Origin of the sequence: Lactococcus lactis (assembly GCF_029023865.1) — a bacterium.
In the GTDB taxonomy this organism is placed as follows: domain Bacteria; phylum Bacillota; class Bacilli; order Lactobacillales; family Streptococcaceae; genus Lactococcus; species Lactococcus lactis.
This window is the reverse complement of record NZ_CP118969.1, coordinates 2294229-2318440: the sequence shown is the minus strand read 5'-3', so window position 1 is coordinate 2318440 and position 24212 is coordinate 2294229. Positions and strand designations below refer to the sequence as shown.

General features: G+C 35.9%; 34 protein-coding genes and 1 tRNA gene. 31 read left to right on the top strand and 4 right to left on the bottom strand.

Annotation, left to right across the window (positions count from 1 at the left end):
* Positions 1 to 15: 15 nt before the first annotated feature.
* The 22 genes from rplE (at position 16) to radA (ending at position 13160) form a co-directional block, all read left to right on the top strand.
* Positions 16 to 558, top strand: a complete 543-nt coding sequence (rplE, locus tag PYW37_RS11810; RefSeq protein WP_003129948.1) for a 50S ribosomal protein L5 — start codon at positions 16 to 18, stop codon at positions 556 to 558.
* Between the two features lie 18 nt (positions 559 to 576).
* Complete coding sequence (locus tag PYW37_RS11805) at positions 577 to 762, top strand: type Z 30S ribosomal protein S14 (protein ID WP_003129946.1); 186 nt, start codon at positions 577 to 579, stop codon at positions 760 to 762.
* A gap of 153 nt (positions 763 to 915) precedes the next feature.
* Complete coding sequence (locus PYW37_RS11800) at positions 916 to 1551, top strand: DUF6287 domain-containing protein (RefSeq protein ID WP_025016847.1); 636 nt, start codon at positions 916 to 918, stop codon at positions 1549 to 1551.
* A gap of 207 nt (positions 1552 to 1758) precedes the next feature.
* Positions 1759 to 2157, top strand: coding sequence for a 30S ribosomal protein S8 (gene rpsH, locus PYW37_RS11795; protein WP_003129932.1), 399 nt, complete (start codon positions 1759 to 1761; stop codon positions 2155 to 2157).
* Between the two features lie 216 nt (positions 2158 to 2373).
* A complete protein-coding gene (rplF, locus tag PYW37_RS11790) occupies positions 2374 to 2910 on the top strand; it encodes a 50S ribosomal protein L6 (RefSeq protein ID WP_003129925.1) in 537 nt (178 codons plus the stop codon).
* 215 nt (positions 2911 to 3125) lie between these two features.
* Positions 3126 to 3473: a 50S ribosomal protein L18 gene (gene rplR / locus PYW37_RS11785; protein ID WP_003129924.1), complete on the top strand. Its 348-nt coding sequence runs from the start codon at positions 3126 to 3128 to the stop codon at positions 3471 to 3473.
* An 18-nt stretch (positions 3474 to 3491) separates the two neighbouring features.
* Positions 3492 to 3998 (top strand): 30S ribosomal protein S5, encoded by a 507-nt coding sequence (gene rpsE, locus PYW37_RS11780; RefSeq protein ID WP_003129922.1) that lies wholly within the window; start codon positions 3492 to 3494, stop codon positions 3996 to 3998.
* Positions 3999 to 4008: 10 nt separating this feature from the next.
* Positions 4009 to 4188 (top strand): 50S ribosomal protein L30, encoded by a 180-nt coding sequence (gene rpmD / locus PYW37_RS11775; protein WP_003129921.1) that lies wholly within the window; start codon positions 4009 to 4011, stop codon positions 4186 to 4188.
* A 273-nt stretch (positions 4189 to 4461) separates the two neighbouring features.
* Complete coding sequence (gene rplO / locus PYW37_RS11770) at positions 4462 to 4905, top strand: 50S ribosomal protein L15 (RefSeq protein ID WP_003129920.1); 444 nt, start codon at positions 4462 to 4464, stop codon at positions 4903 to 4905.
* Between the two features lie 77 nt (positions 4906 to 4982).
* A complete protein-coding gene (gene secY / locus PYW37_RS11765) occupies positions 4983 to 6302 on the top strand; it encodes a preprotein translocase subunit SecY (RefSeq protein WP_003129919.1) in 1320 nt (439 codons plus the stop codon).
* A 139-nt stretch (positions 6303 to 6441) separates the two neighbouring features.
* Complete coding sequence (locus PYW37_RS11760; RefSeq protein WP_023188596.1) at positions 6442 to 7089, top strand: adenylate kinase; 648 nt, start codon at positions 6442 to 6444, stop codon at positions 7087 to 7089.
* 296 nt (positions 7090 to 7385) lie between these two features.
* The gene (gene infA, locus PYW37_RS11755) at positions 7386 to 7604 is read left to right on the top strand and encodes a translation initiation factor IF-1 (RefSeq protein ID WP_003130554.1); all 219 of its coding nucleotides are present in this window, start codon (positions 7386 to 7388) and stop codon (positions 7602 to 7604) included.
* Positions 7605 to 7657: 53 nt separating this feature from the next.
* Entirely contained in the window at positions 7658 to 7774 is a 117-nt protein-coding gene (gene rpmJ, locus PYW37_RS11750) for a 50S ribosomal protein L36 (protein WP_001808836.1), read from the top strand.
* A 17-nt stretch (positions 7775 to 7791) separates the two neighbouring features.
* Positions 7792 to 8157, top strand: a complete 366-nt coding sequence (rpsM, locus tag PYW37_RS11745; protein ID WP_003130555.1) for a 30S ribosomal protein S13 — start codon at positions 7792 to 7794, stop codon at positions 8155 to 8157.
* Between the two features lie 20 nt (positions 8158 to 8177).
* Positions 8178 to 8561: a 30S ribosomal protein S11 gene (rpsK, locus tag PYW37_RS11740; protein WP_010906297.1), complete on the top strand. Its 384-nt coding sequence runs from the start codon at positions 8178 to 8180 to the stop codon at positions 8559 to 8561.
* A 47-nt stretch (positions 8562 to 8608) separates the two neighbouring features.
* Positions 8609 to 9547, top strand: coding sequence for a DNA-directed RNA polymerase subunit alpha (locus tag PYW37_RS11735; protein ID WP_025016846.1), 939 nt, complete (start codon positions 8609 to 8611; stop codon positions 9545 to 9547).
* A gap of 18 nt (positions 9548 to 9565) precedes the next feature.
* Positions 9566 to 9946 (top strand): 50S ribosomal protein L17, encoded by a 381-nt coding sequence (rplQ, locus tag PYW37_RS11730; protein ID WP_003130558.1) that lies wholly within the window; start codon positions 9566 to 9568, stop codon positions 9944 to 9946.
* A gap of 185 nt (positions 9947 to 10131) precedes the next feature.
* Positions 10132 to 10204: transfer RNA gene (locus tag PYW37_RS11725), tRNA-Thr, on the top strand.
* A gap of 419 nt (positions 10205 to 10623) precedes the next feature.
* Entirely contained in the window at positions 10624 to 10878 is a 255-nt protein-coding gene (locus PYW37_RS11720; RefSeq protein ID WP_023188597.1) for a phosphoheptose isomerase family protein, read from the top strand.
* Positions 10854 to 11111: an SIS domain-containing protein gene (locus tag PYW37_RS13325; protein ID WP_080668830.1), complete on the top strand. Its 258-nt coding sequence runs from the start codon at positions 10854 to 10856 to the stop codon at positions 11109 to 11111. The genes PYW37_RS11720 and PYW37_RS13325 overlap by 25 nt, the downstream gene beginning before the upstream one ends.
* A 298-nt stretch (positions 11112 to 11409) precedes the next feature.
* Complete coding sequence (locus PYW37_RS11710) at positions 11410 to 11637, top strand: heavy-metal-associated domain-containing protein (protein WP_023188599.1); 228 nt, start codon at positions 11410 to 11412, stop codon at positions 11635 to 11637.
* 161 nt (positions 11638 to 11798) lie between these two features.
* Positions 11799 to 13160 (top strand): DNA repair protein RadA, encoded by a 1362-nt coding sequence (gene radA, locus PYW37_RS11705; protein ID WP_003130563.1) that lies wholly within the window; start codon positions 11799 to 11801, stop codon positions 13158 to 13160.
* Positions 13161 to 13203: 43 nt separating this feature from the next.
* Here the strand turns inward: radA and PYW37_RS11700 are convergent, their stop codons facing one another.
* Positions 13204 to 13890: a YoaK family protein gene (locus PYW37_RS11700; RefSeq protein WP_044009601.1), complete on the bottom strand. Its 687-nt coding sequence runs from the start codon at positions 13888 to 13890 to the stop codon at positions 13204 to 13206.
* A gap of 230 nt (positions 13891 to 14120) precedes the next feature.
* Between PYW37_RS11700 and PYW37_RS11695 the strand changes: the two genes are divergently transcribed.
* From PYW37_RS11695 to PYW37_RS11675, 5 genes are all read left to right on the top strand, one after another.
* The gene (locus PYW37_RS11695) at positions 14121 to 15206 is read left to right on the top strand and encodes a PIN/TRAM domain-containing protein (RefSeq protein ID WP_012898597.1); all 1086 of its coding nucleotides are present in this window, start codon (positions 14121 to 14123) and stop codon (positions 15204 to 15206) included.
* A gap of 64 nt (positions 15207 to 15270) precedes the next feature.
* Entirely contained in the window at positions 15271 to 15900 is a 630-nt protein-coding gene (locus tag PYW37_RS11690; RefSeq protein WP_025016844.1) for a hypothetical protein, read from the top strand.
* Positions 15901 to 16020: 120 nt separating this feature from the next.
* Entirely contained in the window at positions 16021 to 16383 is a 363-nt protein-coding gene (locus PYW37_RS11685; RefSeq protein WP_023188602.1) for a PadR family transcriptional regulator, read from the top strand.
* A complete protein-coding gene (locus PYW37_RS11680) occupies positions 16370 to 16717 on the top strand; it encodes a DUF1048 domain-containing protein (RefSeq protein WP_023188603.1) in 348 nt (115 codons plus the stop codon). The genes PYW37_RS11685 and PYW37_RS11680 overlap by 14 nt, the downstream gene beginning before the upstream one ends.
* Positions 16704 to 17027: a DUF1048 domain-containing protein gene (locus PYW37_RS11675; protein ID WP_023188604.1), complete on the top strand. Its 324-nt coding sequence runs from the start codon at positions 16704 to 16706 to the stop codon at positions 17025 to 17027. The genes PYW37_RS11680 and PYW37_RS11675 overlap by 14 nt, the downstream gene beginning before the upstream one ends.
* A 92-nt stretch (positions 17028 to 17119) precedes the next feature.
* Here the strand turns inward: PYW37_RS11675 and PYW37_RS11670 are convergent, their stop codons facing one another.
* Positions 17120 to 17614, bottom strand: coding sequence for a GNAT family N-acetyltransferase (locus tag PYW37_RS11670; protein ID WP_012898594.1), 495 nt, complete (start codon positions 17612 to 17614; stop codon positions 17120 to 17122).
* Between the two features lie 228 nt (positions 17615 to 17842).
* Here PYW37_RS11670 and PYW37_RS11665 point away from each other — a divergent pair, with 228 nt between their 5' ends.
* The 4 genes from PYW37_RS11665 (at position 17843) to PYW37_RS11650 (ending at position 22439) form a co-directional block, all read left to right on the top strand.
* Positions 17843 to 18766 (top strand): phosphatase PAP2 family protein, encoded by a 924-nt coding sequence (locus tag PYW37_RS11665; RefSeq protein WP_023188605.1) that lies wholly within the window; start codon positions 17843 to 17845, stop codon positions 18764 to 18766.
* Between the two features lie 98 nt (positions 18767 to 18864).
* A complete protein-coding gene (locus PYW37_RS11660) occupies positions 18865 to 19395 on the top strand; it encodes a cysteine hydrolase family protein (RefSeq protein WP_074453830.1) in 531 nt (176 codons plus the stop codon).
* Positions 19396 to 19558: 163 nt separating this feature from the next.
* A complete protein-coding gene (gltX, locus tag PYW37_RS11655; protein ID WP_010906290.1) occupies positions 19559 to 21010 on the top strand; it encodes a glutamate--tRNA ligase in 1452 nt (483 codons plus the stop codon).
* Positions 21011 to 21116: 106 nt separating this feature from the next.
* The gene (locus tag PYW37_RS11650; RefSeq protein ID WP_023188607.1) at positions 21117 to 22439 is read left to right on the top strand and encodes an FAD-dependent oxidoreductase; all 1323 of its coding nucleotides are present in this window, start codon (positions 21117 to 21119) and stop codon (positions 22437 to 22439) included.
* Positions 22440 to 22526: 87 nt separating this feature from the next.
* Here PYW37_RS11650 and PYW37_RS11645 read toward each other — a convergent pair whose 3' ends face one another.
* Both PYW37_RS11645 and PYW37_RS11640 read right to left on the bottom strand, forming a co-directional pair.
* Positions 22527 to 23369 carry an amino acid ABC transporter substrate-binding protein gene (locus PYW37_RS11645; protein WP_017865139.1) on the bottom strand — a complete coding sequence of 281 codons (843 nt, stop codon included), beginning with the start codon at positions 23367 to 23369 and terminating at the stop codon, positions 22527 to 22529.
* Positions 23370 to 23518: 149 nt separating this feature from the next.
* Positions 23519 to 24211 (bottom strand): gamma-glutamyl-gamma-aminobutyrate hydrolase family protein, encoded by a 693-nt coding sequence (locus PYW37_RS11640; RefSeq protein ID WP_025016842.1) that lies wholly within the window; start codon positions 24209 to 24211, stop codon positions 23519 to 23521.
* Between the last annotated feature and the right edge of the window lies 1 nt (position 24212).

The window sequence follows — 24212 nt, the reverse complement described above, 5'->3', positions numbered from 1 at the left end:
GAAAGGAGAAATAATATGACTAATCGTTTGAAAGAAAAATATACTAACGAAGTAGTACCAGCGTTGACTGAACAATTCAACTACACTTCAATCATGGCTGTACCAAAAGTTGATAAAATCGTTATCAACATGGGTGTTGGAGATGCTGTAAACAACTCTAAAAACCTTGATAAAGCTGTTGCTGAATTGGCTTTGATCTCTGGTCAAAAACCATTGATTACTAAAGCTAAAAAATCAGTTGCTGCTTTCCGTCTTCGTGAAGGTATGCCAATCGGTGCGAAAGTAACTCTTCGTGGCGAACGTATGTTCGAATTCTTGGACAAATTGGTTACTGTTTCACTCCCACGTGTACGTGACTTCCACGGTGTTTCAAACAAAGCGTTTGACGGTCGCGGTAACTACACACTTGGTGTGAAAGAACAATTGATTTTCCCAGAAATCAACTATGATGATGTTGATAAAGTTCGTGGTATGGATATTGTTATCGTAACAACTGCTAACACTGACGAAGAATCACGTGAATTGCTTGCTAAACTCGGCATGCCGTTCGCTAAATAAGATAGGGAGAATACATAAATGGCTAAGAAATCTATGGTTGTTAAAAACCAACGCCCTGCAAAATTCTCAACACAAGCTTATACTCGTTGCGAACGTTGCGGACGTCCACATTCAGTTTACCGCAAATTTAAACTTTGCCGTATCTGTCTTCGCGAATTGGCTTACAAAGGTCAATTGCCAGGCGTTAAAAAAGCTTCATGGTAATTTGTTAATTATCGTGTAACGAATAAAAATTACTGACAGAATTTCTGTCAGTAATTTTTTTGTATCTTAGAATTCTATGATATGGGAGCGTTTTCGAAAAAAGTGAAATAAATGTAATAATTTGCTATAATAGCTAAAGAATAGGAGAAATTTATGGAAAAGATATTTGTTAAAATTAAAAGGTATGCAACAGTTTCTGTAATTTTTTTAGGAGCTTTAGCGACTTTAACAGCTTGCGGTAGCGGAAGTAAAGAAAGTGAAAAAGCTGAGCATACTAGTTCGTCACAAAGTATAAAAAATAAGGAAAGTCTCCCAAGCAGTAGTTCACAATCTTCAAGTATAAGTACGAGTTCAAGTCCAAGTTCAAGTTCGGACATAAGTCCAAGTTCAACTAGTCAGTATGAGGCTGCTAATAGTTCACAAATTCTTGCAGGTGACTATTCTTCTTTAAACGGAACATGGCAAACTACTGACGGAGGTGGTAAAGCTGTTCTGAAAAATGGTACCATCATTTTTAGTTCAGAATATCAAAGAGTTATATCTGGACCACAATCAAAGAATGGGATTATTATGGCCGGTGCTGTGAATCTTGGGAAATACATGGGGTTCATGTTTGCTGCGGCTAACAGCTCGCCAACTTTTGCAAACTCTTCACAAACGGATAAAACAGATAGGACAAAAGATAGATTTGCAATAACTTCAAATGATGAGGGTATGGAAATATTTGATACTAACCCAACGTCATTTTTTTACAAGATAAGTAATGATACAACAAGTCCGAATTCGTAAGCCAGGATGAAAGTTGCTGACAGAAATTCTGTCAGTATTTTTTTATAGAAAAACCATGACACACCCGAAAACATTGTAAAGAAAAGTGTTGACATGGTGCGGAACTTCTGCTATACTAATTAAGTTCGGTCTTTTTATGAAAAGACCTCATTAATTTGAAAGTGGGATTTGAACAAGCCCAAACTACAAATAAGGAGAAATTACACTATGGTAATGACTGACCCAATCGCAGATTTCTTGACTCGTATTCGTAATGGTAACATGCGTAAATTCGATGTTGTTGAAGCACCTGCATCAAAAATCAAACGTCAAATCGCTGAAATCCTCAAAGCTGAAGGTTACGTGAAAGACGTTGAATACGTTGAAGATAACAAACAAGGCGTAATCCGCGTTTTCCTTAAATACGGTAAAAACGGTGAAAAAGTTATCACTAACTTGAAACGTATTTCAAAACCAGGTCTTCGTGTTTACGTGAAATCTGATGATGTTCCTAAAGTTCTTAACGGACTTGGTACAGCAATCATCTCAACATCTACTGGTGTAGTAACTGATAAAGTTGCTCGTGAAACAAATGTTGGTGGTGAAGTAATTGCCTACATCTGGTAATTAGTTCGGAGAGACTTCATTAATGGAGTTGATCTAAATGTTTAATATCGACTTTTGATGATATTAAACTGACGAGCGAATTTTTCGTAAGTCAAAATTACTGACAGAAATATTTTTATGCCTGTCAGTAAAATAAAAGTTCTTTTAAATCAAATTTTGATTTAAAACCCGTGAAAACAGATTGAATTAAATCTGATAATTTAACAGGAGAAAAAAATGTCACGTATTGGTAACAAAGTCATCGTTATCCCTGCAGGCGTATCTGTAGAAGTAAACGGTGCAACTGTCACTGTCAAAGGACCTAAAGGTGAACTCGTTCGTTCATTCAACGAAAACATCACACTTGATATCGCTGAAAACGAAATCACTGTAAAACGTCCAAACGACACTAAAGAAATGAAAATGCTCCACGGAACTACTCGTGCCCTTCTTGCTAACATGGTAGAAGGTGTTTCAACTGGTTTCTCTAAAGCACTTGAAATGATCGGGGTTGGGTACCGTGCACAATTACAAGGAACTAAACTTGTATTGTCAGTTGGTAAATCTCACCAAGACGAAGTTGAAGCACCAGAAAACATCAAATTTGTTGTTGCAACTCCAACTTCTATCGTTGTTGAAGGTATCAGCAAAGAAGCCGTTGGTCAAACAGCAGCTTACATCCGTAGCCGTCGTTCTCCAGAACCTTATAAAGGTAAAGGGATCCGTTACGTTGGTGAATACGTTCGTCGTAAAGAAGGTAAAACTGGTAAATAATTTTTGTCAAAATAATGTTCACTTGAACATTTATTTAGCAAAAAATGTTATCCGTAATTGGTGGTTTGACTTGTCAAATTGCCAGTATTTTGTCAATGCTAACTTTGTTAGACAGACAAAAACTCCCCGCTTGCTGACAGTATTACTAGAATGCTGTCAGCAAGAAAATCGATGGCAAAAACTATCGAAATTTAAAATTATATAGAGGTAGAATTGTGATTTCTAAACCAGATAAAAACAAACTCCGCCAAAAACGTCACACACGTGTACGCGGTAAAATTTCAGGAACATCTGAAACTCCACGTTTGAACGTTTTCCGTTCAAACACAAACATTTATGCACAAGTCATTGATGACGTAACTGGTACAACACTTGCATCAGCTTCATCACTTAAATTGACTGGTACTAAAACTGAACAAGCCGCAGAAGTTGGTAAACTCGTTGCTGAAGCTGCAAAAGCTAAAGGCGTTGAAGAAGTTGTCTTCGACCGCGGTGGTTACCTCTATCACGGACGTGTTGCAGCACTCGCTACAGCAGCTCGTGAAGCTGGATTGAAATTCTAAGGAAAGGGGTAATTAAACATGGCAGAAAACAGAAGAAATGATCGCGAACAAAGCGAATTTGAAGAACGCGTAGTTTCAATTAACCGCGTTACTAAAGTTGTTAAAGGTGGACGTCGTCTTCGCTTTGCAGCACTTGTTGTTGTTGGTGACCGTAACGGTCGCGTAGGTTTCGGTACTGGTAAAGCTCAAGAAGTTCCTGAAGCTATCCGTAAAGCAATCGAAGCAGCTAAGAAAAACCTTATTACAGTTCCTATGGTAGGTACTACACTTCCTCACGAAGCACTTGGTGTCTTCGGTGGTGGTAAAATCCTCCTTAAACCAGCTGTAGAAGGTGCTGGAGTTGCCGCAGGTGGTGCCGTTCGTGCCGTCCTCGAACTCGCTGGTGTTGCTGACGTAACATCAAAATCACTTGGTTCAAACACACCAATCAACGTTGTTCGTGCAACTGTTGATGGATTGAATCAATTGAAACGTGCTGAAGAAGTTGCTGCATTACGCGGTAAATCTGTATCAGATTTCGCCTAAGGAGGAAAAAATGGCTCAAATTAAAATTACATTGGTAAACTCACCAATCGGCCGTATCCCTGCTCAACGCAAAACTGTTAAAGCACTCGGTCTTGGTAAACTCAACAGCTCAGTAGTAAAAGAAGGTTCACCTGCTATTCTTGGTATGGTAAACTCTATTTCTCACTTGGTAAAAGTTGAAGAAGCATAATTAATATTAAAAAAAATAATTCTGTCTTTACTGACAGGATTGTTTTTTTACTGACAGAAATCTAGAGTACTTTAAAAAAGATTATTTGCTATTTTTTAGAATAATAAAATATATTTGCAAACGACGAAATGGCTTGTAATTCCAATCGAAAAATAGTAAAATAATAGAAGTCTGATATCAGGCAAATAAATATATTAACGTATCGGCGAGTTTATTTTTCACGTTCCTTTCATGGAAAATAGGCGACAGCAAGGTACAAAATAAGGAGAAAAAATGGAACTTCATTCATTGAAAGCTGCTGAAGGCAGTCGTAAAGTACGTAATCGCGTAGGTCGTGGTACATCATCAGGTAACGGTAAAACATCTGGACGTGGACAAAAAGGTCAAAAATCTCGTTCAGGTGGTGGAGTACGTCCTGGTTTTGAAGGTGGACAAACAGAATTGTTCCGTCGCATGCCAAAACGTGGTTTCTTGAATGTTAACCGTAAAGAATACGCTATTGTCAACCTTGAAACTTTGAACCGTCTTGAAGATGGAGCAACTGTTTCAGCTGAAACTCTTGTAGCTGCTAAAATCATCAAGGACGTTAAATCAGGTGTTAAAGTTCTTGCTAACGGTGAATTGACAGCTAAAAAACTTACAGTTAAAGTTGCTAAAGTATCTGCTGCTGCTAAAGCTGCAATCGAAGCTGCTGGTGGTTCTGTAGAAGAAGCTTAATTTTTACACTACAATTGGCGGTTGAATTTTCAACCGCTTATTGTCTATTTACAATTAAAACGCTTTAAGGAGATTTTATGTTTTTTAAGACGCTTAAGGAAGCCTTTAAGGTCAAGGACGTCCGAGCAAGAATTCTCTTTACGATTTTCATCCTTTTTGTTTTCCGCTTAGGTGCCCATATTACGGTACCTGGCGTCAACGTTCAAAACTTGACAGAAGTAAGTAATCTTCCTTTCTTGAACATGATGAACTTGGTTTCTGGTAATGCAATGCAAAACTATTCACTTTTTGCAATGGGGGTTTCGCCTTATATTACTGCTTCAATCATTGTTCAATTGTTGCAAATGGATATTTTACCAAAATTTGTTGAGTGGTCAAAACAAGGGGAAATTGGACGTCGTAAACTGAATCAAGCGACACGTTACATTACCTTAGTGCTTGCTATGGCACAATCTATCGGGATTACTGCTGGTTTCCAAGCCATGAGCTCGTTAAATATTGTGCAAAATCCAAATTGGCAAAGCTATTTGATGATTGGTGCAATTTTGACCACTGGTTCAATGGTTGTCACTTGGATGGGTGAACAAATTAATGAAAAAGGATTTGGTTCAGGTGTTTCAGTAATTATCTTTGCTGGGATTGTATCTAGTATCCCATCGGCGGTCAAATCTGTTTATGATGAAAAATTCTTAAACGTTCGACCTTCAGAAATTCCAATGTCTTGGTTATTTGTCATTGGTCTAGTATTGTCAGCAATTATCATTATTTATGTAACAACTTTTGTTCAACAAGCAGAACGTAAAGTACCTATTCAATATACTAAATTAACTCAAGGTGCACCAACAAGTTCTTATTTGCCACTTCGTGTCAATCCAGCTGGGGTTATCCCAGTTATCTTTGCTGGTTCAATTACAACTGCTCCAGCTACGATTTTGCAATTCTTGCAACGTTCGCAAGGAAGTAATGTAGGTTGGTTGTCAACTTTACAAGACGCCTTGTCATATACGACTTGGACAGGAATGCTCTTCTACGCATTATTGATTGTGCTCTTTACATTCTTCTACTCATTCGTTCAGGTCAATCCTGAAAAGATGGCTGAAAACCTTCAAAAACAAGGTTCTTACATTCCATCTGTTCGTCCAGGTAAAGGAACTGAAAAGTATGTATCACGTCTCTTAATGCGTCTTGCAACGGTAGGTGCGCTCTTCCTTGGTTTGATTTCAATCATTCCAATTGCCGCCCAAAACGTTTGGGGACTTCCAAAAATTGTCGCTCTTGGAGGAACATCACTCTTAATCTTGATTCAAGTTGCTATACAAGCAGTGAAACAACTTGAAGGATATTTACTCAAACGTAAATATGCAGGATTTATGGATAATCCACTTGAAACAAAATAAAATCTTGTCATTAGACAAGGTTTTTCTTTATTTTTTAGCAAAAATACGCTAAAATAGTGTAGGTAAAATCACAGAGAACATCTGCAATTTACTGACAGTTCTGTCAGTAATTTATAAATTAAAATCAGGAGAAAACAAAATGAATTTATTAATCATGGGACTTCCAGGAGCTGGTAAAGGAACTCAAGCTGAGTTCATCGTTAAAAATTATGGAGTAAATCACATTTCAACAGGTGACATGTTCCGTGCCGCAATGAAAAACGAAACTGAAATGGGTAAACTTGCTAAATCTTTCATCGATAAAGGTGAACTCGTACCTGATGAAGTAACGAACGGAATTGTTAAAGAACGTTTAGCACAAGATGATATCAAAGCTTCAGGCTTCTTGCTTGATGGATATCCACGTACGATTGACCAAGCTCATGCACTTGATACAATGCTTGAAGAACTCGGAATTAAACTTGATGCCGTTGTAAATATCGTTGTTAACCCAGGTATTTTGGTTGACCGTTTAAGTGGCCGTTACATCTGCCGTAACTGTGGTGCAACTTATCATAAAATCTTCAATCCAACTAAAGTTGAAGGTGTTTGTGACGTTTGTGGTAGTCATGACCTTTATCAACGTGCGGATGATGTTCCAGAAACAGTTAAAAATCGTTTGGATGTCAATATTAAAGAATCAGCTCCAATTATTGAACACTACACTGAACTTGGACTTGTTAAAAACATTGAAGGTGAACAAGAAATTAGCCAAGTAACAGAAGATATTAAAAAAGTTTTAGGATAATAAAAATAAAAACCTCTGTCAGAGGTTTTTTTAGTAAAATAGCAAGATTAGAATACAAAATTTTACTGACAAGCTCTCTGTCAGTAAAATTATAAAAATGAAACACCCGAAAACATTGCCATGAACAGTTTTGAAAGCGAGTAATAAATTAAACATGTACTCAAGCTAGAAAAATAAAGGCTTTTCTGAAAGAAAGACTTGCATTTGTTGCTAAAAAATGCTAAAATACATAAGTCCGACTTTTTAGATATATATAGTATATATCTTTCGGGAAATTTCTAAGGAGGTACTTTTGCTTGGCAAAAGATGATGTAATTGAAGTAGACGGCAAAGTCGTTGACACCATGCCGAATGCGATGTTCACGGTTGAACTCGAAAATGGTCACCAAGTCTTGGCGACGATTTCAGGAAAAATTCGAAAGAATTATATCCGTATCTTGCCTGGAGACAAGGTTCAAGTTGAACTCTCACCATACGATTTGACACGCGGACGAATTACTTACCGATTTAAGTAATCCGGACATTCATTGAGTGCATGATGCACAGTAACCATAGAAAGGAAGACACAATGAAAGTAAGACCATCAGTTAAACCAATCTGCGAATACTGTAAAGTTATTCGTCGTAACGGTCGTGTAATGGTAATTTGCCCTGCCAATCCAAAACACAAACAACGTCAGGGATAGAAAGGAAATAGAAAAATATGGCTCGTTTTGCTGGAGTTGATATTCCAAACGAAAAACGCATTGTTATTTCATTAACATACGTATTCGGTGTTGGACTTCAAACATCTAAAAAAGTACTTGCAGCTGCAGGTGTCTCAGAAGATATCCGTACAAAAGATTTAACATCAGATCAAGAAGATGCAATCCGTCGTGAACTCGATGGCTTAAAACTCGAAGGAGACCTTCGTCGTGAAGTGTCACTTAACATCAAACGTTTGATGGAAATCGGTTCTTACCGTGGTATGCGTCACCGTCGTGGACTTCCTACACGTGGACAAAACACTAAGAACAACGCTCGTACACGTAAAGGTCCTGCTAAATCAATCGCAGGTAAGAAAAAATAATTAAATAGAAAGGAGTTAAAATGGCAAAAATTACACGTAAACGTCGTGTTAAAAAGAATATTGAATCTGGAATTGTTCATATCCAATCAACATTCAACAACACAATCGTTATGATCACAGACGTTCATGGTAACGCCCTTGCTTGGTCATCAGCTGGTGCACTTGGATTTAAAGGTTCTAAAAAATCTACACCTTTCGCCGCTCAAATGGCTTCAGAAGCTGCTGCTAAAGCTGCTCAAGAGCAAGGTTTGAAAACTGTATCTGTTACAGTTAAAGGTCCTGGTTCAGGTCGCGAATCAGCTATCCGCGCACTCGCTGCAGCTGGTCTTAATGTAACATCTATCAGTGATGTGACTCCTGTACCTCACAATGGTGCACGTCCTCCAAAACGTCGTCGTGTATAATTAGTTGCTCTTGTCACTAATCACTTTTCGCTTAGAGGAGAACATACATGATTGAGTTTGAAAAACCAAAAATTACTAAATTTGACGAATCAGAAAATTACGGTAAATTCGTTGTTGAACCACTTGAACGTGGTTATGGTACAACTTTAGGTAACTCTCTGCGTCGCGTCCTTTTGTCATCACTTCCTGGTGCTGCTGTGACTTCAATTCAAATTGAAGGTGTTCAACACGAATTCGCAACAATCCCTGGCGTACGTGAAGATGTCATCCAAATCCTTCTTGGGGTTAAAGGAATTGCCATCAAATCATACGTAGAGTCTGAAAAACAAATCGAACTTGACGTAACTGGTCCTATGGATGTTACTGCTGGTGATATCTTAACTGATAGCGACATTGAAATTGTCAACAAAGACCATTACTTGTTCTCTATTGCTGAAGGTCACTCAATGCGTGCTGTAATGACTGTTAAAAAAGGATACGGCTATGTTCCGGCTGACGAAAATAAAGTCGATGGAGCGCCAATTGGCACAATTGCTGTAGACTCAATTTACACACCAGTAAGTAAAGTAAATTATCAAGTAGAACCTGCCCGTGTTGGTGGAGATTCTAGCTATGATAAATTAACACTTGAAATTACTACAAACGGTACTATCGTTTCTGACGAAGCTTTGTCACTCTCAGCTAAAATCTTGACAGACCACTTGAACTTGTTCGTTGATCTTTCAGAAGTTGCAGCTGAAGCCGAAACACTTGTTGTTAAAGATGAAGTTAAAACAGAACGTGTGCTCGATAAAATTATTGAAGAAATGGACTTCTCAGTTCGTGCTTACAATGGTTTGAAACGCGCAGGTATCAACACTGTTGCTGATATTGTTGAAATGAGCGAAGCTGACATGATTAAAGTCAAAAACCTCGGTCACAAATCAGTAGAAGAAGTCAAAGTTAAATTGACTGAATTGGGACTTTCCCTTAAAAAAAGAAAATAATAATATAGGAGGAAACAAATGAGCAATCGTAAACTCGGACGTACATCTTCACAACGTAAAGCTATGCTTCGTGATTTGACTACAGATTTGATCATCAACGAAACTATCGTTACAACTGAAGCTCGCGCTAAAGAAGTTCGTCGTACAGTAGAAAAAATGATTACGCTTGGTAAAAAAGGTGACCTTTCAGCTCGTCGTGCAGCAGCTGCTTACGTACGTAATGAAATCGCAATTAAAGATTTCAACGAAGAAACTGAAACTTTCCCAACTGCCCTTCAAAAATTATTCAACGACCTTGCTAAACGCTACGAAGGACGTAACGGTGGTTACACTCGTATCCTTAAAGTAGAACCACGTCGTGGTGATGCTGCGCCTATGGCAATCATTGAATTGGTTTAATTGTATTAAATCTTGAAGTAATAATAAAATACTAAATTGAGTGTTATGATGTTGGCGGGGGTTTCTGTGGGTGCATGTGTTGAGTTGTGATTGACTCTCTTTCGCATCAGCCTTGCTTATAGTCTAGCTCTGTCTGATTAGATTAAATTTCTAATCTAGTCAGGCCACTCAATTTATTTATTTTAGCCGTTGTAGCTCAGTCGGTAGAGCAGCACCATGGTAAGGTGAAGGTCGACAGTTCGATTCTGTTCAATGGCATATTTTTTTACAGTAGATATATTTAAATATGAGAAGTCTTATTTTATAAATAAGACTTTTTATTTACTTTAAAAGCTTTAAAAAGCGAATAATGTCCACGGTTAAATACATTTGTTTTACAAAAACGGCTCCTAGCCGTTTTTTTTGTTTCCCATATTCCATATTCCAGATTTCAAATTTTAATTTTAGTTTTTGTAGTTAAAAGTATATCGTTAAGTAATTTCATAATTATATTAAAGAAATAATTATATTAAAGAAATAATTATATTATCTCTGGCAAAAAACATAATGGTTTATAATATAGATGTATTAGAAAAATTTCGCTATTTAATATAGTAATTAAGTAATCTGTAATATTATTTTCTAAAAACTATATAGATGCTCTAGACAAAGAGTTCCTAAATTAGGTCATCAATCTTTTGCAAGAAGCATACAAAAATGAATTAAAAATTTATGTTTGTGGAAATGGTGGAAGTGCAAGTACTGCTTCACACTTGATGAACGCTTTTAATAAAGATCTCTCATACGATCAAGAAAAGAAATGGCACGTTATTTCTTTGATTAATAATGTGGCGACTGTGATGGCTATTACCAATGATAATAGTTATAATAAGGTCTTCTCAAAACAACTTGAGGGTAATATGGTAATATCACAAAAGATGATATTCTTCTAGCAATTTCTGGAAGTGGAAATTCTAAAAATATCATTGAGGCTGTGAAAGAAGCTCAAAAAGTTGGAGCAAAAATTGTTGGAATGACAGGATACAGCGGTGGGAAACTTTATAAAATGAGTGATGATAATATGCAAGCACCTATTAATGATATGCAAATTGCTGAGGATATTCATCTTACTTTCAATCACATGATGATGTCAATTTTTCATAGAATAGTTGTGAACAAAAAATGAGAAAAGCAATTTTCGTTGCCTTTGATGGAACAATTAATATTCGTAAGACAAAAAGTACTTTCAAAATTTGAATATTGGTAAAAAGCGGCAGACTTTTTTTACTTTGCAAGCCATTTTCCTTATACTACTGGCTTGTCCAACCATTTCTACAGAATGTTAAGAAGAAACTAAATGCTGATGAAAACTATTTTGGACAAAAATAATAATATTTTCTTGATGTAAATCAATGTTTTATAGTCTTTTTAAACTTATACTAAGACTATAAATATTGATGCGTAATTGCAGGAGGAAAGTATAAATGTCAAAAATAGTAATGAAATTAGATGAATTGAGCTGTCCATCATGTATGGCTAAGATTGAAGGAGCTTTGAATACAACAAATGGAGTAGAAATGGCAAAGGTGCTGTTCAACGCTTCAAAAGTCAAGGCAGAATTTAATGACAATCAGGTAACTGCTACTGACTTAGTTAGTAAAGTTGAGGGACTTGGCTATGTTGTCCAAAAGAGTAAAGTCACGGAAATTTAAAGCTATGATGTGCTAACTATTTTTTATCTAAGATTCGTGTCAGACACTCTGAAATATGATAAAATGGTAAAAGAATAAAATCCTTAATCAAATAAAACAGCGGATTATCCGCTGTTTTGTTACATTTTAATAAATTTTACGTATGAATAAGTGGAGGGAAAATGGCGAAGAAAAAATCATCATTTGTTTGTCAAAATTGTGGCTATAAGTCTGCAAAATACTTAGGACGTTGTCCAAACTGTGGCGAATGGTCTTCTTTTGTTGAAGAAGTTGAAGTCCAAGAAGTTAAAAATCAACGTGTTTCAATGACTGGCGAACGTTCAAAACCATTGAAGCTAGATGAAGTTGAATTATTTGATACTCCTCGGATTGAAACGGACCTAGATGAATTTAATCGTGTATTAGGAGGGGGCGTCGTTCCTGGTTCTTTGGTTCTGATTGGGGGAGATCCTGGGATAGGTAAATCAACTTTACTTTTACAGGTTTCTACTCAATTGGCTTCTAGAGGGCGTGTGCTTTATGTGAGTGGTGAAGAATCAGCCCAACAAATTAAACTAAGAGCTGAGCGTTTAGGAGATATTGACCGTGACTTTTATCTCTATGCTGAAACAAATATGCAGTCGATTCGTGCAGAAGTTGAGCGTTTAAAACCTAACTTCTTAATTATTGATTCCATTCAAACAATCATGACACCAGAAATTCAATCAACTCAAGGCTCTGTAAGTCAAGTTCGTGAAGTGACTGGAGAATTGATGCAAATTGCTAAAACGAATGATATTGCGACTTTTATTGTTGGTCATGTGACTAAAGAAGGACAGCTGGCTGGGCCGAGGATGTTGGAGCACATGGTTGATACGGTGCTGTATTTTGAAGGAGAACGAAATAATACATTTAGAATTCTTCGTGCTGTAAAAAACCGTTTTGGTTCAACTAATGAAATTGGAATTTTTGAGATGCAGGGTCATGGCTTGGTCGAAGTAACTAATCCCTCAGAGGTCTTTTTAGAAGAACGCTTAGAGGGCTCAACTGGATCTGCGATTGTTTGTGCACTTGAGGGAACGCGGCCTATACTAGTTGAAATACAAGCACTGACGACACCGACAATGTTTGGAAATGCTAAAAGGACGACCTCAGGCCTAGATTTTAACCGTGTAAGTTTAATTATGGCGGTGCTTGAGAAGAGAACGGGGCTCTTGATGCAAAATCAAGATGCCTACCTCAAATCTGCGGGGGGAGTAAAATTGGATGAGCCAGCCATTGACCTCGCGGTTGCGGTTGCTGTGGCTTCAAGTTATAAAGAACTTCCAACAGATGCGCGTGAATGTTTTATTGGTGAAATTGGTTTAACGGGTGAAATTCGTCGGGTGACCCGAATTGAACAAAGATTAAATGAAGCTGCAAAACTAGGTTTTAAAAAAGTATATGCTCCTAAAAATTCAATTGTAGGGATTGATATTCCTGAACAGATTCAAGTGATTGGAGTGACAACTTTAACTGAATGTTTAAAACTGGTCTTTGGCTAATATAAAAACAAGGCTATTTCATTAATGAAATAGCCTTTGCTTTTTATGAATGACTTATCTTATAAGAATAATAAGCTAATAGAACTAATAGACTAGAGCCGATTAATGTAAAATCACCTAACCATAAACTTAAAAGAGAAGAAATAAAGGCTCCCACAACAAATGATAAAGCAAGAGATAAGAAGATGGGTGAATTTTTTAAGTCCTTAGTGTTTTTAGAAACTAAATATTGACCTAGATTTGTTCCAAAAGCTTTGATATTACCTGTGGACATGATATTAGCATAAGGAAGTCCTCTGACTCGAGTAAAGGTATCACCTTGAATAACCATAAAAAAGGAGAGAATTCCAACAAAAAGTGAGGCTGATAAATGTAAAAAAGTAGCGAAGGCGAGAGAAATGAGTAAAATACCAATCATTTGTATGAAGAGAAGGGATTCAATTTCACTTTGATTATTTTGGGTTTTATATTTGGTGAATAAGGTCTTGAAAAGTGCACCTAGTGCAAAAAATAAAATTGGAATAATAAATTGAAAAGCTTTCTCCAAATTTCCATGGGCTAAATTAATTCCAGTCTGAATCAAATTCCCAGTTTGGAGACTAGCGAAACGGCCGTCAAAATGAAAAAAGGTAAAGGCATCAACAAAGCCTGTATTCATGGCAAGTAATAGAGCAACAAGTAAACTTTCTTTAGAATGGACTGCGGATTTAAGCATAATTTTTTCCTTCATAATCTGTAAAAGATAAGGTCATTATAGCACAATGATAATCTAATGTACTCTATTTAAAATAAAAAATTAATTGATCGCTAATAAGGGATATAAGTTATAAAATAATAAATATAGCATGAGAAATTAAATAGATTTCTTGTGTTTGGATAAGCAATATTAAAGGAGCGTGTGGTATAATTGACACAGGGCTTTCTTGTAAGCCTATCCATTTTCTAAAAGGAGGAAAAGATATGCGTCGTTGGATTATTCATCTTGTTATGACTGTCATCGGAGCATCGCTAGGTGTTGCTGTTGTACCATCAATTTTAAAGGTATTTGGTTGGGACACAGGGATTTTGCAGAACGAAGCTGTTGACGGTGTGATTGGTGCAATTATTTTTATTATTCTTTCATTTATATTTGCCGGTTCAATGCTTAATGGGTTGAAAAAAATAGATTCTAGAATTTCCAAAATGAATATGTCAAAAATGGTCTTCAATATTATTGGGATTGTTCTTGGTCTTCTAGTTGGGGTTATTGGAAGTATTCCATTAAGATTTTTAAATGTTCCTATTTTAAGTAATATCATTTCATTCATACTTGTTTTGGTGATGATTTATTTGGGATATGTTTTGTTTGATCGACGAGGAGACGAAATTGCTCGAGTGCTTTTTCGTAAGCGCCGTGAAGCAATGGCAACTGAACCAGCAGAAGTTGCTGAGGAAGTTGTCGGTGAATCTAAGAGTGATAATAGTATTTTATTGGATACAAGTTCAATCATTGATGGCCGGATTTTAGATGTAATTAAAACAGGGTTTATTTCAGATAAAATTATTGTTCCTAATTTTGTGATTTTAGAATTACAATTAATTTCTGATAGTTCAGACCCACTGAAAAGGGCTAAAGGACGTCGGGGCTTGGATTTGGTTAATGAATTGACTAAATTTGATCAAGTTGAAATTTCTCAAGTTGATTTTCCAGATGTTCGAGAAGTTGATACTAAACTTCTTAAATATGCAAGTTCTACTGGCTCAAAATTAGTGACGAATGATTTTAATCTTAATAAAGTTGCTGAAATTCAGGGTGTTCAAGTTCTTAACATTAATGACCTTGCTAATGCTGTGAAAACACAACTTGTTGTGGGCGAACATATTAACGTACAAATTATTCGTGCTGGTTCTGAACGTCAACAAGGCGTGGCTTATTTGCCAGATGGAACAATGATTGTCATCGAAGATACTGCAAAATTGATTGATAAAACAGTTACTGTTGAAGTTGCTAAGGTGCTACAAACAAGTGCTGGTCGAATGATTTTTGCTGATTTAGTAAAAAAATAAAGAAGAAAACCGATAAATTATCGGTTTTTATCTTAAATGAATTTTGAGTATTTAGGAGTTTAATATGTATTTAAAACGTTTTATTCAATTGTTTGTAGTTTTTTTAATTTCTTTAGCTGTTTTTGCTTTGATATTAGAAATGAATTTTGGAAATTATTGGTTAAGATTTGTTTTAGGACTTATCATTGCTTATGTTTTTCTTACTTTATCACTTGTTCTCTTAACAATTTTTAAAACTAATAAAAAGGCTAATGTTGTTGGTACGAATGCTGTAGAAAATGAACTTGCTTATCTTTTAAAAGACTTTCCAGGCTACCTTGCTTTAAGTGTGACTGATGAAAATTCAAAGAGTTCAACAACGATTATGAGTTTTATTCAAGCTCAAAAAACGGAAAATATTTTCTACATGGTTGCGGATAAAAAAGCTTCAAAGATTAGTGATATAAAAAGAAATTCACAAGTGAGTTTTACGACTTGGTTTGATAAGTTGGAAAAAGGAGGGCGCTTGTCTTCAAATCGGGTTCATGCAGAAATCTTAGAAGAGGCTAAAGCTCAAGAAATTGTGAAAAAAGAAGGATTAATCCTATCTCTTCATGAAAATGCGGAGAATATGTCAATTATTGCTTTAAGGATTGAATCGGTCCTTTATGAAAATTTTAAAGGTCAAACTAAAGTTATTAATTTTGAAAAATAATTTATTAAAACTGCTTTTTAGCAGTTTTTTTATTTTAATAAAAGTGGGAAATATTGATATTTTAGCTATATTGTATTACTATATAGATGTAGTTAGTATTACTAAATAGCGGAGGAAAAAATGAATCAAATTACAGAAATGTTGAAAGGAGTTCTTGAGGGTTGTGTTTTAGAAATCATTGGTCAAGGGGAAACTTATGGTTATGAAATTACTCAAAAACTGCGAGAACTTGGTTTTGAAGACGTTGTAGAAGGAACGGTATATACGATTACGATGCGTCTTGAAAAGAAAGGGTATGTTGAGGTTAGAAAAAAGCCTTCAAAACTTGGTCCCGCTCGAAAATGGTATCGTTTAAATGAGGCAGGGCAAATTGAGCGAGGAAATTTTTGGAAAAAATGGGATTTTATTTCAGAAAAATTGGAGTTTTTACGTCATCAAAATTTATTGAGTGAGCAGAAGGGAGAAAATCATGGCGGAGCATAGAAATATTGTTGATAGAATGATTGGTCTTGAAGAAAAAAGAGAATTTCGCGAATTTGAAAATCGTGCTCAGAAACTTGGAGAGAATTATTATGAAGATTATAAGGAATTAAAAAAATATATATGGCACTCTGGGGTAACGAAATGGGCAGATTTCAAATTTATTTTTGGACAAGTTCTTGATTTACTTGAAGAAGCTAAAATCCAAGACAAAGAATTGACTGATTTAATTGGTCCAGATGTTGCGACGTTTATTGATGAGATGATGGATGATAATAGTTGGGGAAAAAAGCAAAAAAATAAACTTAATAAGGAGCTGAAAAATGGTTTTAGATAAAATTAGTGACCTTCTTGCTGAAAAAAAAGACTGGCAAGAAATGCAAAATCGAGCTAAAAAATTACCTAAAGATTTTTATCAGGCTTATCGTTCAATTCAAAAATATGTGTTCAAAATGGGGGCAACAGATTGGCATATTTTTAATGATATTCTTGAATTATTTGAACTGGCAGTAGTTGATGGGCGAAGCCCAGCAGAGGTTCTGGGCGATGATGTTGCAACTTTTGCTGATGAATTATTAAGTGATAATAAAGAGGATTGGCGAAATAAATATCGTCAAGATTTGAATGATTATTTTGCTCAAAAGTAATAAATAGATTTTATTGATAAGTCTGTCAGTAAAATTGAAAATTTATCAATAAAAAAAGTTACTGACAGGTTTGTTAGTAACTTTTGTTTTTTTTAAAATTCCATGACCATATTGTACCAAGTTTCTCCACCGAATTTTGACTCGGAAAGTCCTTCGTCAGTAAAGCCGTGTTTTTCATAATAGGGAACTAAATAATCATGGCAAGTAAGACTGATTCCCAAACGTTTTTTCGATTTGGCTTCTTTTTCAAGTAAAAGGAGTAAGTTTGTCGCAATTCCTAAGCCTTGATAATCAGGGTCAACGGTTAAACTGATGATTTTTTGGAAACCACCTGTTTTGGGATTGGCTTCGGTACGTTCAAAAGATTCATCATCCAAGTAACGACCTTCTGTAACAGGACCAGAAACGTAACCTACGACAGTTCCTTCACTATTTCTTGCTGCGATAAAGCTATCAGGAATTAAGTTAATTCTTTCGATCATTGACTCTACAGAGAGGGCTTCATTTTCTGAGAAAGTAGCTCTTTCAATACGGATGACATCATCTATATCATTTGGCATAATTTGAGTATAAGTAATTTCATTCATACAATTAATTCTAACATAGACTGTTCAGAAAGGAAATCAATAATCATCCTTAGTAATTAAAAGAATAAATAGTTTGTCATTTAAAGGATATGAAGTGGTTTAAAAATCTAAAATCTTTAATAAAATAAAGTTTAACTAAATGTTTACTTAAGATTTACAAAAAATTTACATTGAGTTTTGGAGAATGGGATAAAATGAAAGGGTAGTAATCAAACCAATGGAGGTTTTATGAACACAAGCGGAAAAAAATTCCTAGGAATTTTAATTGGAATTTCAGCTCTTTTATTAATTATTGCGTCTTTGGGGGATTTGCAAATTTCTAAAATGGTTATGGATCAAAATTCAATTTTTGGTAATCTTTTTCAGATATTTGGAATGTTTCCGTCAGCGCTTATCCCTTTTATTTCAGCGGAAATTATCTTCATTTATGGTCTAAGACAAGATAATCAACTGACAAAATGGATTTTAGCGATTTCTGGACTTGGCTTTGCTTATTGGTCAGCATGGGGCTGGGTTGATGGTTGGATGTTTTACGGTGTGACCACACTTAATAACATCAAAAATCATCAGCCACTGGGTGCGGCAAATAACAGTATTGGAGCCACAGCGACTTATTCTTTCGGACTTGAAGCACTTTTTACATTTATTATCCTGGTCATCGGGACATTTTTGATTTATAGATGGCTGAGCAAGAAAACTTACGAGGAATTAAGTCAATTGATTATTGTGGCGATTGCTGGGATTGCTGTCGTTTATGTCAGCAACTCAATTGTCAATATGATGAAAGTTAACTGGGGGCGTTTTCGCCCTTATGAGGTTAAGGAAATTGTTTCCTCTACCAAAGGAACGTTCACTAATTGGTGGCATTTGAACGGTCAAACAGGTCATCAATCATTCCCGTCAGGTCATACAATCGCAGCGGCTGCAGCACTCTTTTTACCATTTTTTGCTGACAGAAAAAATCTTAAAGGCCAAAAGATTCTGGCTTACAGCGGATTTGTTTTCACACTTTTAATGATGGCTGCTCGGGTCCGAATTGGTGCACATTTCTTATCGGATACCACGATGTCATTAATTATCGCGTCTTTAGTTACTTTTGTTGCCACAAAGGCAATTGGTTATTCATTTATTGAGGAAGAGTCTCTCAACTAGAAAATTATAAAAGATTACTACAAAAATAACATTCTTTGGGGTGTTATTTTGATTTTGGTTGTAAATTCTTTGTTTTCTGGAGAGATTGTCTTATACTAATGCTAAGAAAATCAATTTTTGAAAGGAATAAAAAGATGAAAACAAGTGATGCTTTGATTGTAATTGATATGCAAAATGAGGTATGTGCGGGGATTTATCGGCGAGAAGAATTAATTGAGCAAATTAATCAACGAATTATTACTTATCGAAAGGCTAAAAAACCGATTATTTTTATCCAGCATAATGATGATGAACTGATAAAAGAAAGTTTTGGTTGGCAAATGATTCCAGAATTGCTGACAGCATCTACTGACAAGTATGTTGAAAAAACGCATGCCAATGGTTTCTATCAAACGGAACTGCAAAAATTACTGACAGACTTGTCAGTAAAATTGATTGAATTTTGCGGTGCTCAAACTGAATTTTGTGTTAACACGACGCTTGTTTTTGCTCATGGTCTGGGCTATCAAAATTGGATGCAAAGAGGGGCAAGTTCAACTTTTGATAGTAAATGGCTGTCAGCAAAAGAAATCGTTGATTTTTATGAAAACCATCTTTGGGATGAACGATTTCTTCAATTCTTAGATTAAATTTGTCAATGATAGATTACAAATGAATTTTAGGTCGGCATGCTTTCTTAATTTGTGGTAAAATAGAAGTGATTGTTAGAGTAGTTTAGGCTATTTAAAACCAAGAACGATTCATTTCTTACAGAAAAGAAGTGAACGAATTAATGAGGAGAATTGGATTAATATGAATAAAAAAATCCGCGTCCGTTACGCACCATCACCAACAGGACTTTTGCATATCGGGAATGCTCGTACAGCCCTTTTTAACTATCTTTTTGCCCGTCATCACGGGGGAGATTTTATCATCCGTATTGAAGATACAGACCGTGAACGTCACGTAGAAGATGGTGAGCGTTCACAACTTGAAAACCTTCGTTGGTTGGGAATGGATTGGGATGAAAGTCCTGAAACACATGAAAACTACCGTCAATCAGAACGTTTGCCTTTATATCAAAAATATATTGACCAATTGTTGACTGAAGGAAAAGCTTATTATTCTTATAAAACGCCAGAAGAACTTGAAGCTGACCATGCGAAACAAGAAGCGGCAGGAATTGCTCCACATTATATTAACGAATATGCTGGCATGAGTGATGATGAAAAAGCAGCTTATATCGCGGAGCGTAAAGCGCAAAATATTGAACCGGTTGTTCGTATTTCTGTTGATGAAAAAGCAATTTATAAATGGAATGATATTGTTAAAGGCGACATTGAATTTGAAGGTAAAAACATCGGTGGAGATTGGGTAATCCAAAAACGTGATGGTTATCCAACTTACAATTTTGCTGTTGTTGTTGATGACCATGATATGCAAATCTCACATGTTATCCGTGGCGATGACCATATTGCCAATACACCAAAACAATTAGTTGTTTACGATGCTTTGGGTTGGGAAGCACCACAATTTGGTCACATGACTTTGATTATTAATTCTGAAACTGGGAAAAAATTATCAAAACGTGACACAAATACACTTCAGTTTATTGAAGACTACCGTAAAAAAGGTTACATGTCTGATGCCATTTTCAACTTTATTGCACTTTTGGGCTGGAATCCTGGTGGAGAAAAAGAAATTTTCTCTCGTGAAGAATTAATTGAACTTTTTGATGAACATCGTTTGTCTAAATCACCAGCAGCCTTTGACCAAAAGAAATTGGACTGGTTGGATAATGAATACATCAAAAATGCTGATTTTGCTAAAGTATTTGAATTGACAAAACCATTCCTTGTTGCTGCTAATCGCTTTGATGAACGTGCTGAGGAACTGGTTAAACTTTATCAACCACAAATGAAATCAGCAGATGAAATTGTTGAATTAACAGACCTTTTCTATGGAGATTTCCCAGAATTGACTGATGAAGCTCGTGAAATGTTGGCTGCTGAAACAACACCATTAGCTTTGAGTACTTTCCGTGCAAAATTGGCTGAACTTCCTGAAAATGATTTTACAGTGGAAAATATTTTCCCACTCTTTAAAGCGACTCAAAAAGAAACTGGCGTAAAAGGTAAAATGCTTTGGATGCCAATTCGTATTGCAGCTTCAGGTTCAATGCATGGTCCAGAATTACCAGAAACAATTGCACTTCTTGGAAAAGAAAAAGTATTGGCTCATTTGGACGCTGCTTTAAATAAATAATATAATAAAAAGACGCCGTGTGGCGTCTTTTTATTAAACCAAAATAGAACACTCAGACATTCAAATGGTATAAAATAAGGAGATAAACTAACGAAAAGAGAGACTTATGGAAACAAGACATTTCAAAAATATTATTATTGGATTCGGTAAGGCTGGTCGAGCTTTGGCAAAAACATTGTCGCAGCACGGAGAAGAAGCTCTGATTATTGAACGTGACCAGGCGATGTACGGCGGAACTTGTCCCAATGTTGGCTGTGCACCTTCTAAAACTCTAATTGTTGCCGGACAAAAAAATATGAACTTTTCAGAAGCAATGGCTACTAAATACAAGGTTCGTGAAATTTTACACAATGGAGCCTATCACGGGGCAGCTGACGAACCATTGGTTTATGTCATGGATGGAATTGCGCGTTTTATTAATCAAGAAACCCTTGAGGTCGTTAATGGTGACAAGATAAGCAAAGTGATTGGAGAACGCATTTTCATCAATACGGGAGCAACTCCAGTGATTCCCGAAATTTCAGGAATTCAAGAATCCAAAAATGTAATTACATCTGAAGGAGCGATGGAACTTTCTGAACTTCCTAAGAAATTAGTTATCATCGGCGCGGGCTATATTGGTTTAGAGTTTGCCGGAATGTTTAATAAATTTGGGTCTAAGGTCACAATTTTAGAACCTCATTCAACATTTTTACCCAAAGAAGACGATGATATTTCAAGGGAAATTTTTAAAGATTTAAAGGCTTCAGGAGTTGAAATTCATCTTGGGGTTAAAGTTGAAAAAATTACTGACAGCGAAGTTTTGGCAGGAGGTCAGACCTATTCAGCTGACAAGATATTAGTGGCAACAGGTCGCAGGCCTAATATTACTGACTTAAATTTGGAAAAAGCTGGTGTTGAACGTTCAGAAAGTGGTTATATTAAAGTTGATGATGATTTAAAAACAAGTACAGAAAATATCTGGGCACTTGGTGACGTTCGGGGAGGTGGACAATTCTACTATCTGTCAACAGATGATTTTCGGATTGTCAATAATCAATTGTTTGGTGATCACTCGCGTAAATTAAGTGACAGAAACCTCGTGCCCTATTCTGTTTTTATTAGTCCAACCTTATCTCGAATTGGCTTGGATGAAAAACAAGCGAAAAAAGCTGGGGTTAATTATCGTTTATTTAAGATGGCTGCGGCACCAATTGTTAAGTCCAAAGTTGTTCAAGATACTCGCGGAATTCTTAAAGCTCTTGTTGACCCAAAAACAGATGAAATTCTCGGTGCAACTTTATATCATGAAGATTCTCATGAGGTCATCAATCTTGTAAGTTTGGCTATGAAAATGCATACGCCCTATCAAATTTTACGCGACCAAATTTTCACTCATCCAACAATGGGCGAAGGTCTGAATGATTTATTTCAAAATGAAGTGAAATAAAAGTTACTGACAGCTTTCTTTTATGAGTGAGTATCGCACAAAAAATTTCTGTCAGTAAAAAAAACTCGTCATTGACGAGTTTTTTAATTATTTGAATTGGTCAGCAGCTGGAATATGGCTGTCATGGAAATATTGTTCTGACAGTTTTTTAAGTGTGCCATTGTCATAAAGTTTTTTGAGTTCAACATTCAAATCTTTTTGCAATTTGCTTTGGCTGTTATCAAGGATAAAGTAATCATAAGTTTTAAATTCTGGTTGTTTATCCAAGTCTGTTGGAACAGTATCCACTAAACCTGTGATTGCATGTTCTTTAATCAAATTTTCTGCGGGTGCTTTAGAAGCAAATAAGAAATCAATTTGTCCACTAGAAATAGCAGATAAACGGTCGGCTAAAGGACGTTGGCTGTATTTTACATTGATTTTTTTGTCTGGATGATTTTTGTTCCAGCTTTCAAACATATCACCATAGTTGGTCCCAGCAGGAATTTCTGTCGTTTTACCAGCAAGTTGAGAGATTTTTGTAATATTTTCTTTAGATGTTGAGAAAATCGCATCAATTCCTTGGCGAACAGGATAGCTAAAGAGATATTTTTCAGAACGTGCTTTTGTCTTACCAAAATTATTTGCCGCAATTTGTGCACGACCACCGTCTAAAGCAGCTAAAATCGCACTATCTTCATACACTTTAAAGTTGAATTTATAATCCTTCATGTCTTTGTCAGCAGCTTTTAAAATATCATATTCAAAACCAGTCATTTTGCCATTTTCGCTGTATTCATAAGGGACAGAAGCGGCAGAAGTTGCAACAGTTACGGTTGTTACTTTATCTGTTGATTTAGAAGATGAATTATCTTTTGACGAGCAAGCAGCAAGTAAGCCAATTGAGGCAATTCCAACTGTTGCAAGAGTCAACAATTTTATTTTTTTCATATCAATTTCTCCTCAGAAATTTTGTCAGCTCAGTTTTTATTTTAAATTTGGAAGTTGGTTACGAGTGAGCTGACTTTTAATATAGACATAATATTAACATAATCTTAAAAAAACCACCATAAAAAAGATTTATGACGGTTTTTTAACTTTTATATGGTTCCGTTAGCGAAAATTTCAAAAATTTTCTTATCAAAATGCTCAGTTTCCCAAGTACATTCTGGGTGCCATTGGACAGCAAGCACATGTTTTTCTTTATTTTCAATCGCTTCAACTAAGCCATCGTTTCCATGAGCAATGGCCGTCAAGCCTTGGCCCAAATCTTTAATGACTTGATGATGGAAAGAATTAACCATATAATTTTCAGGCAAGAAGCCCAAGGCACTTTCTTTTTCAACACTAATATGATGAGTTGGACTTTGGAGATGTTTTATCTGACTTGAAGTTTGACTCAAGTCTTGATAAAGACTTCCGCCAAAATAAACATTGAGTAACTGTAGGCCACGACAAATGCCCAAAATAGGTTTATTTGCTTCTAGAGCAGCTTTGATTGTGGCAAGCTCAAAACGGTCACGAATCGGATCAGTTGTTCCTAATTTAGCATTAGGCTCCTCACCATATAGATAAGGACTGACATCTGCCCCACCAGTCAGTACAATTTTATCTACCAGTGTCAGGTAATTTTTTATATTTTCGGTTTTGTCAACAGGAAGAATAATCACAGTATGACCTAAATCCTGAAAAACATCAATAAATGATTGACGAGTATAGCTTACTTTGTTCCACCAAAAGGGGGATTGTTCAACTGTATTGTAAGGAGTTCCAAGAATTCCAATAATTGCCATC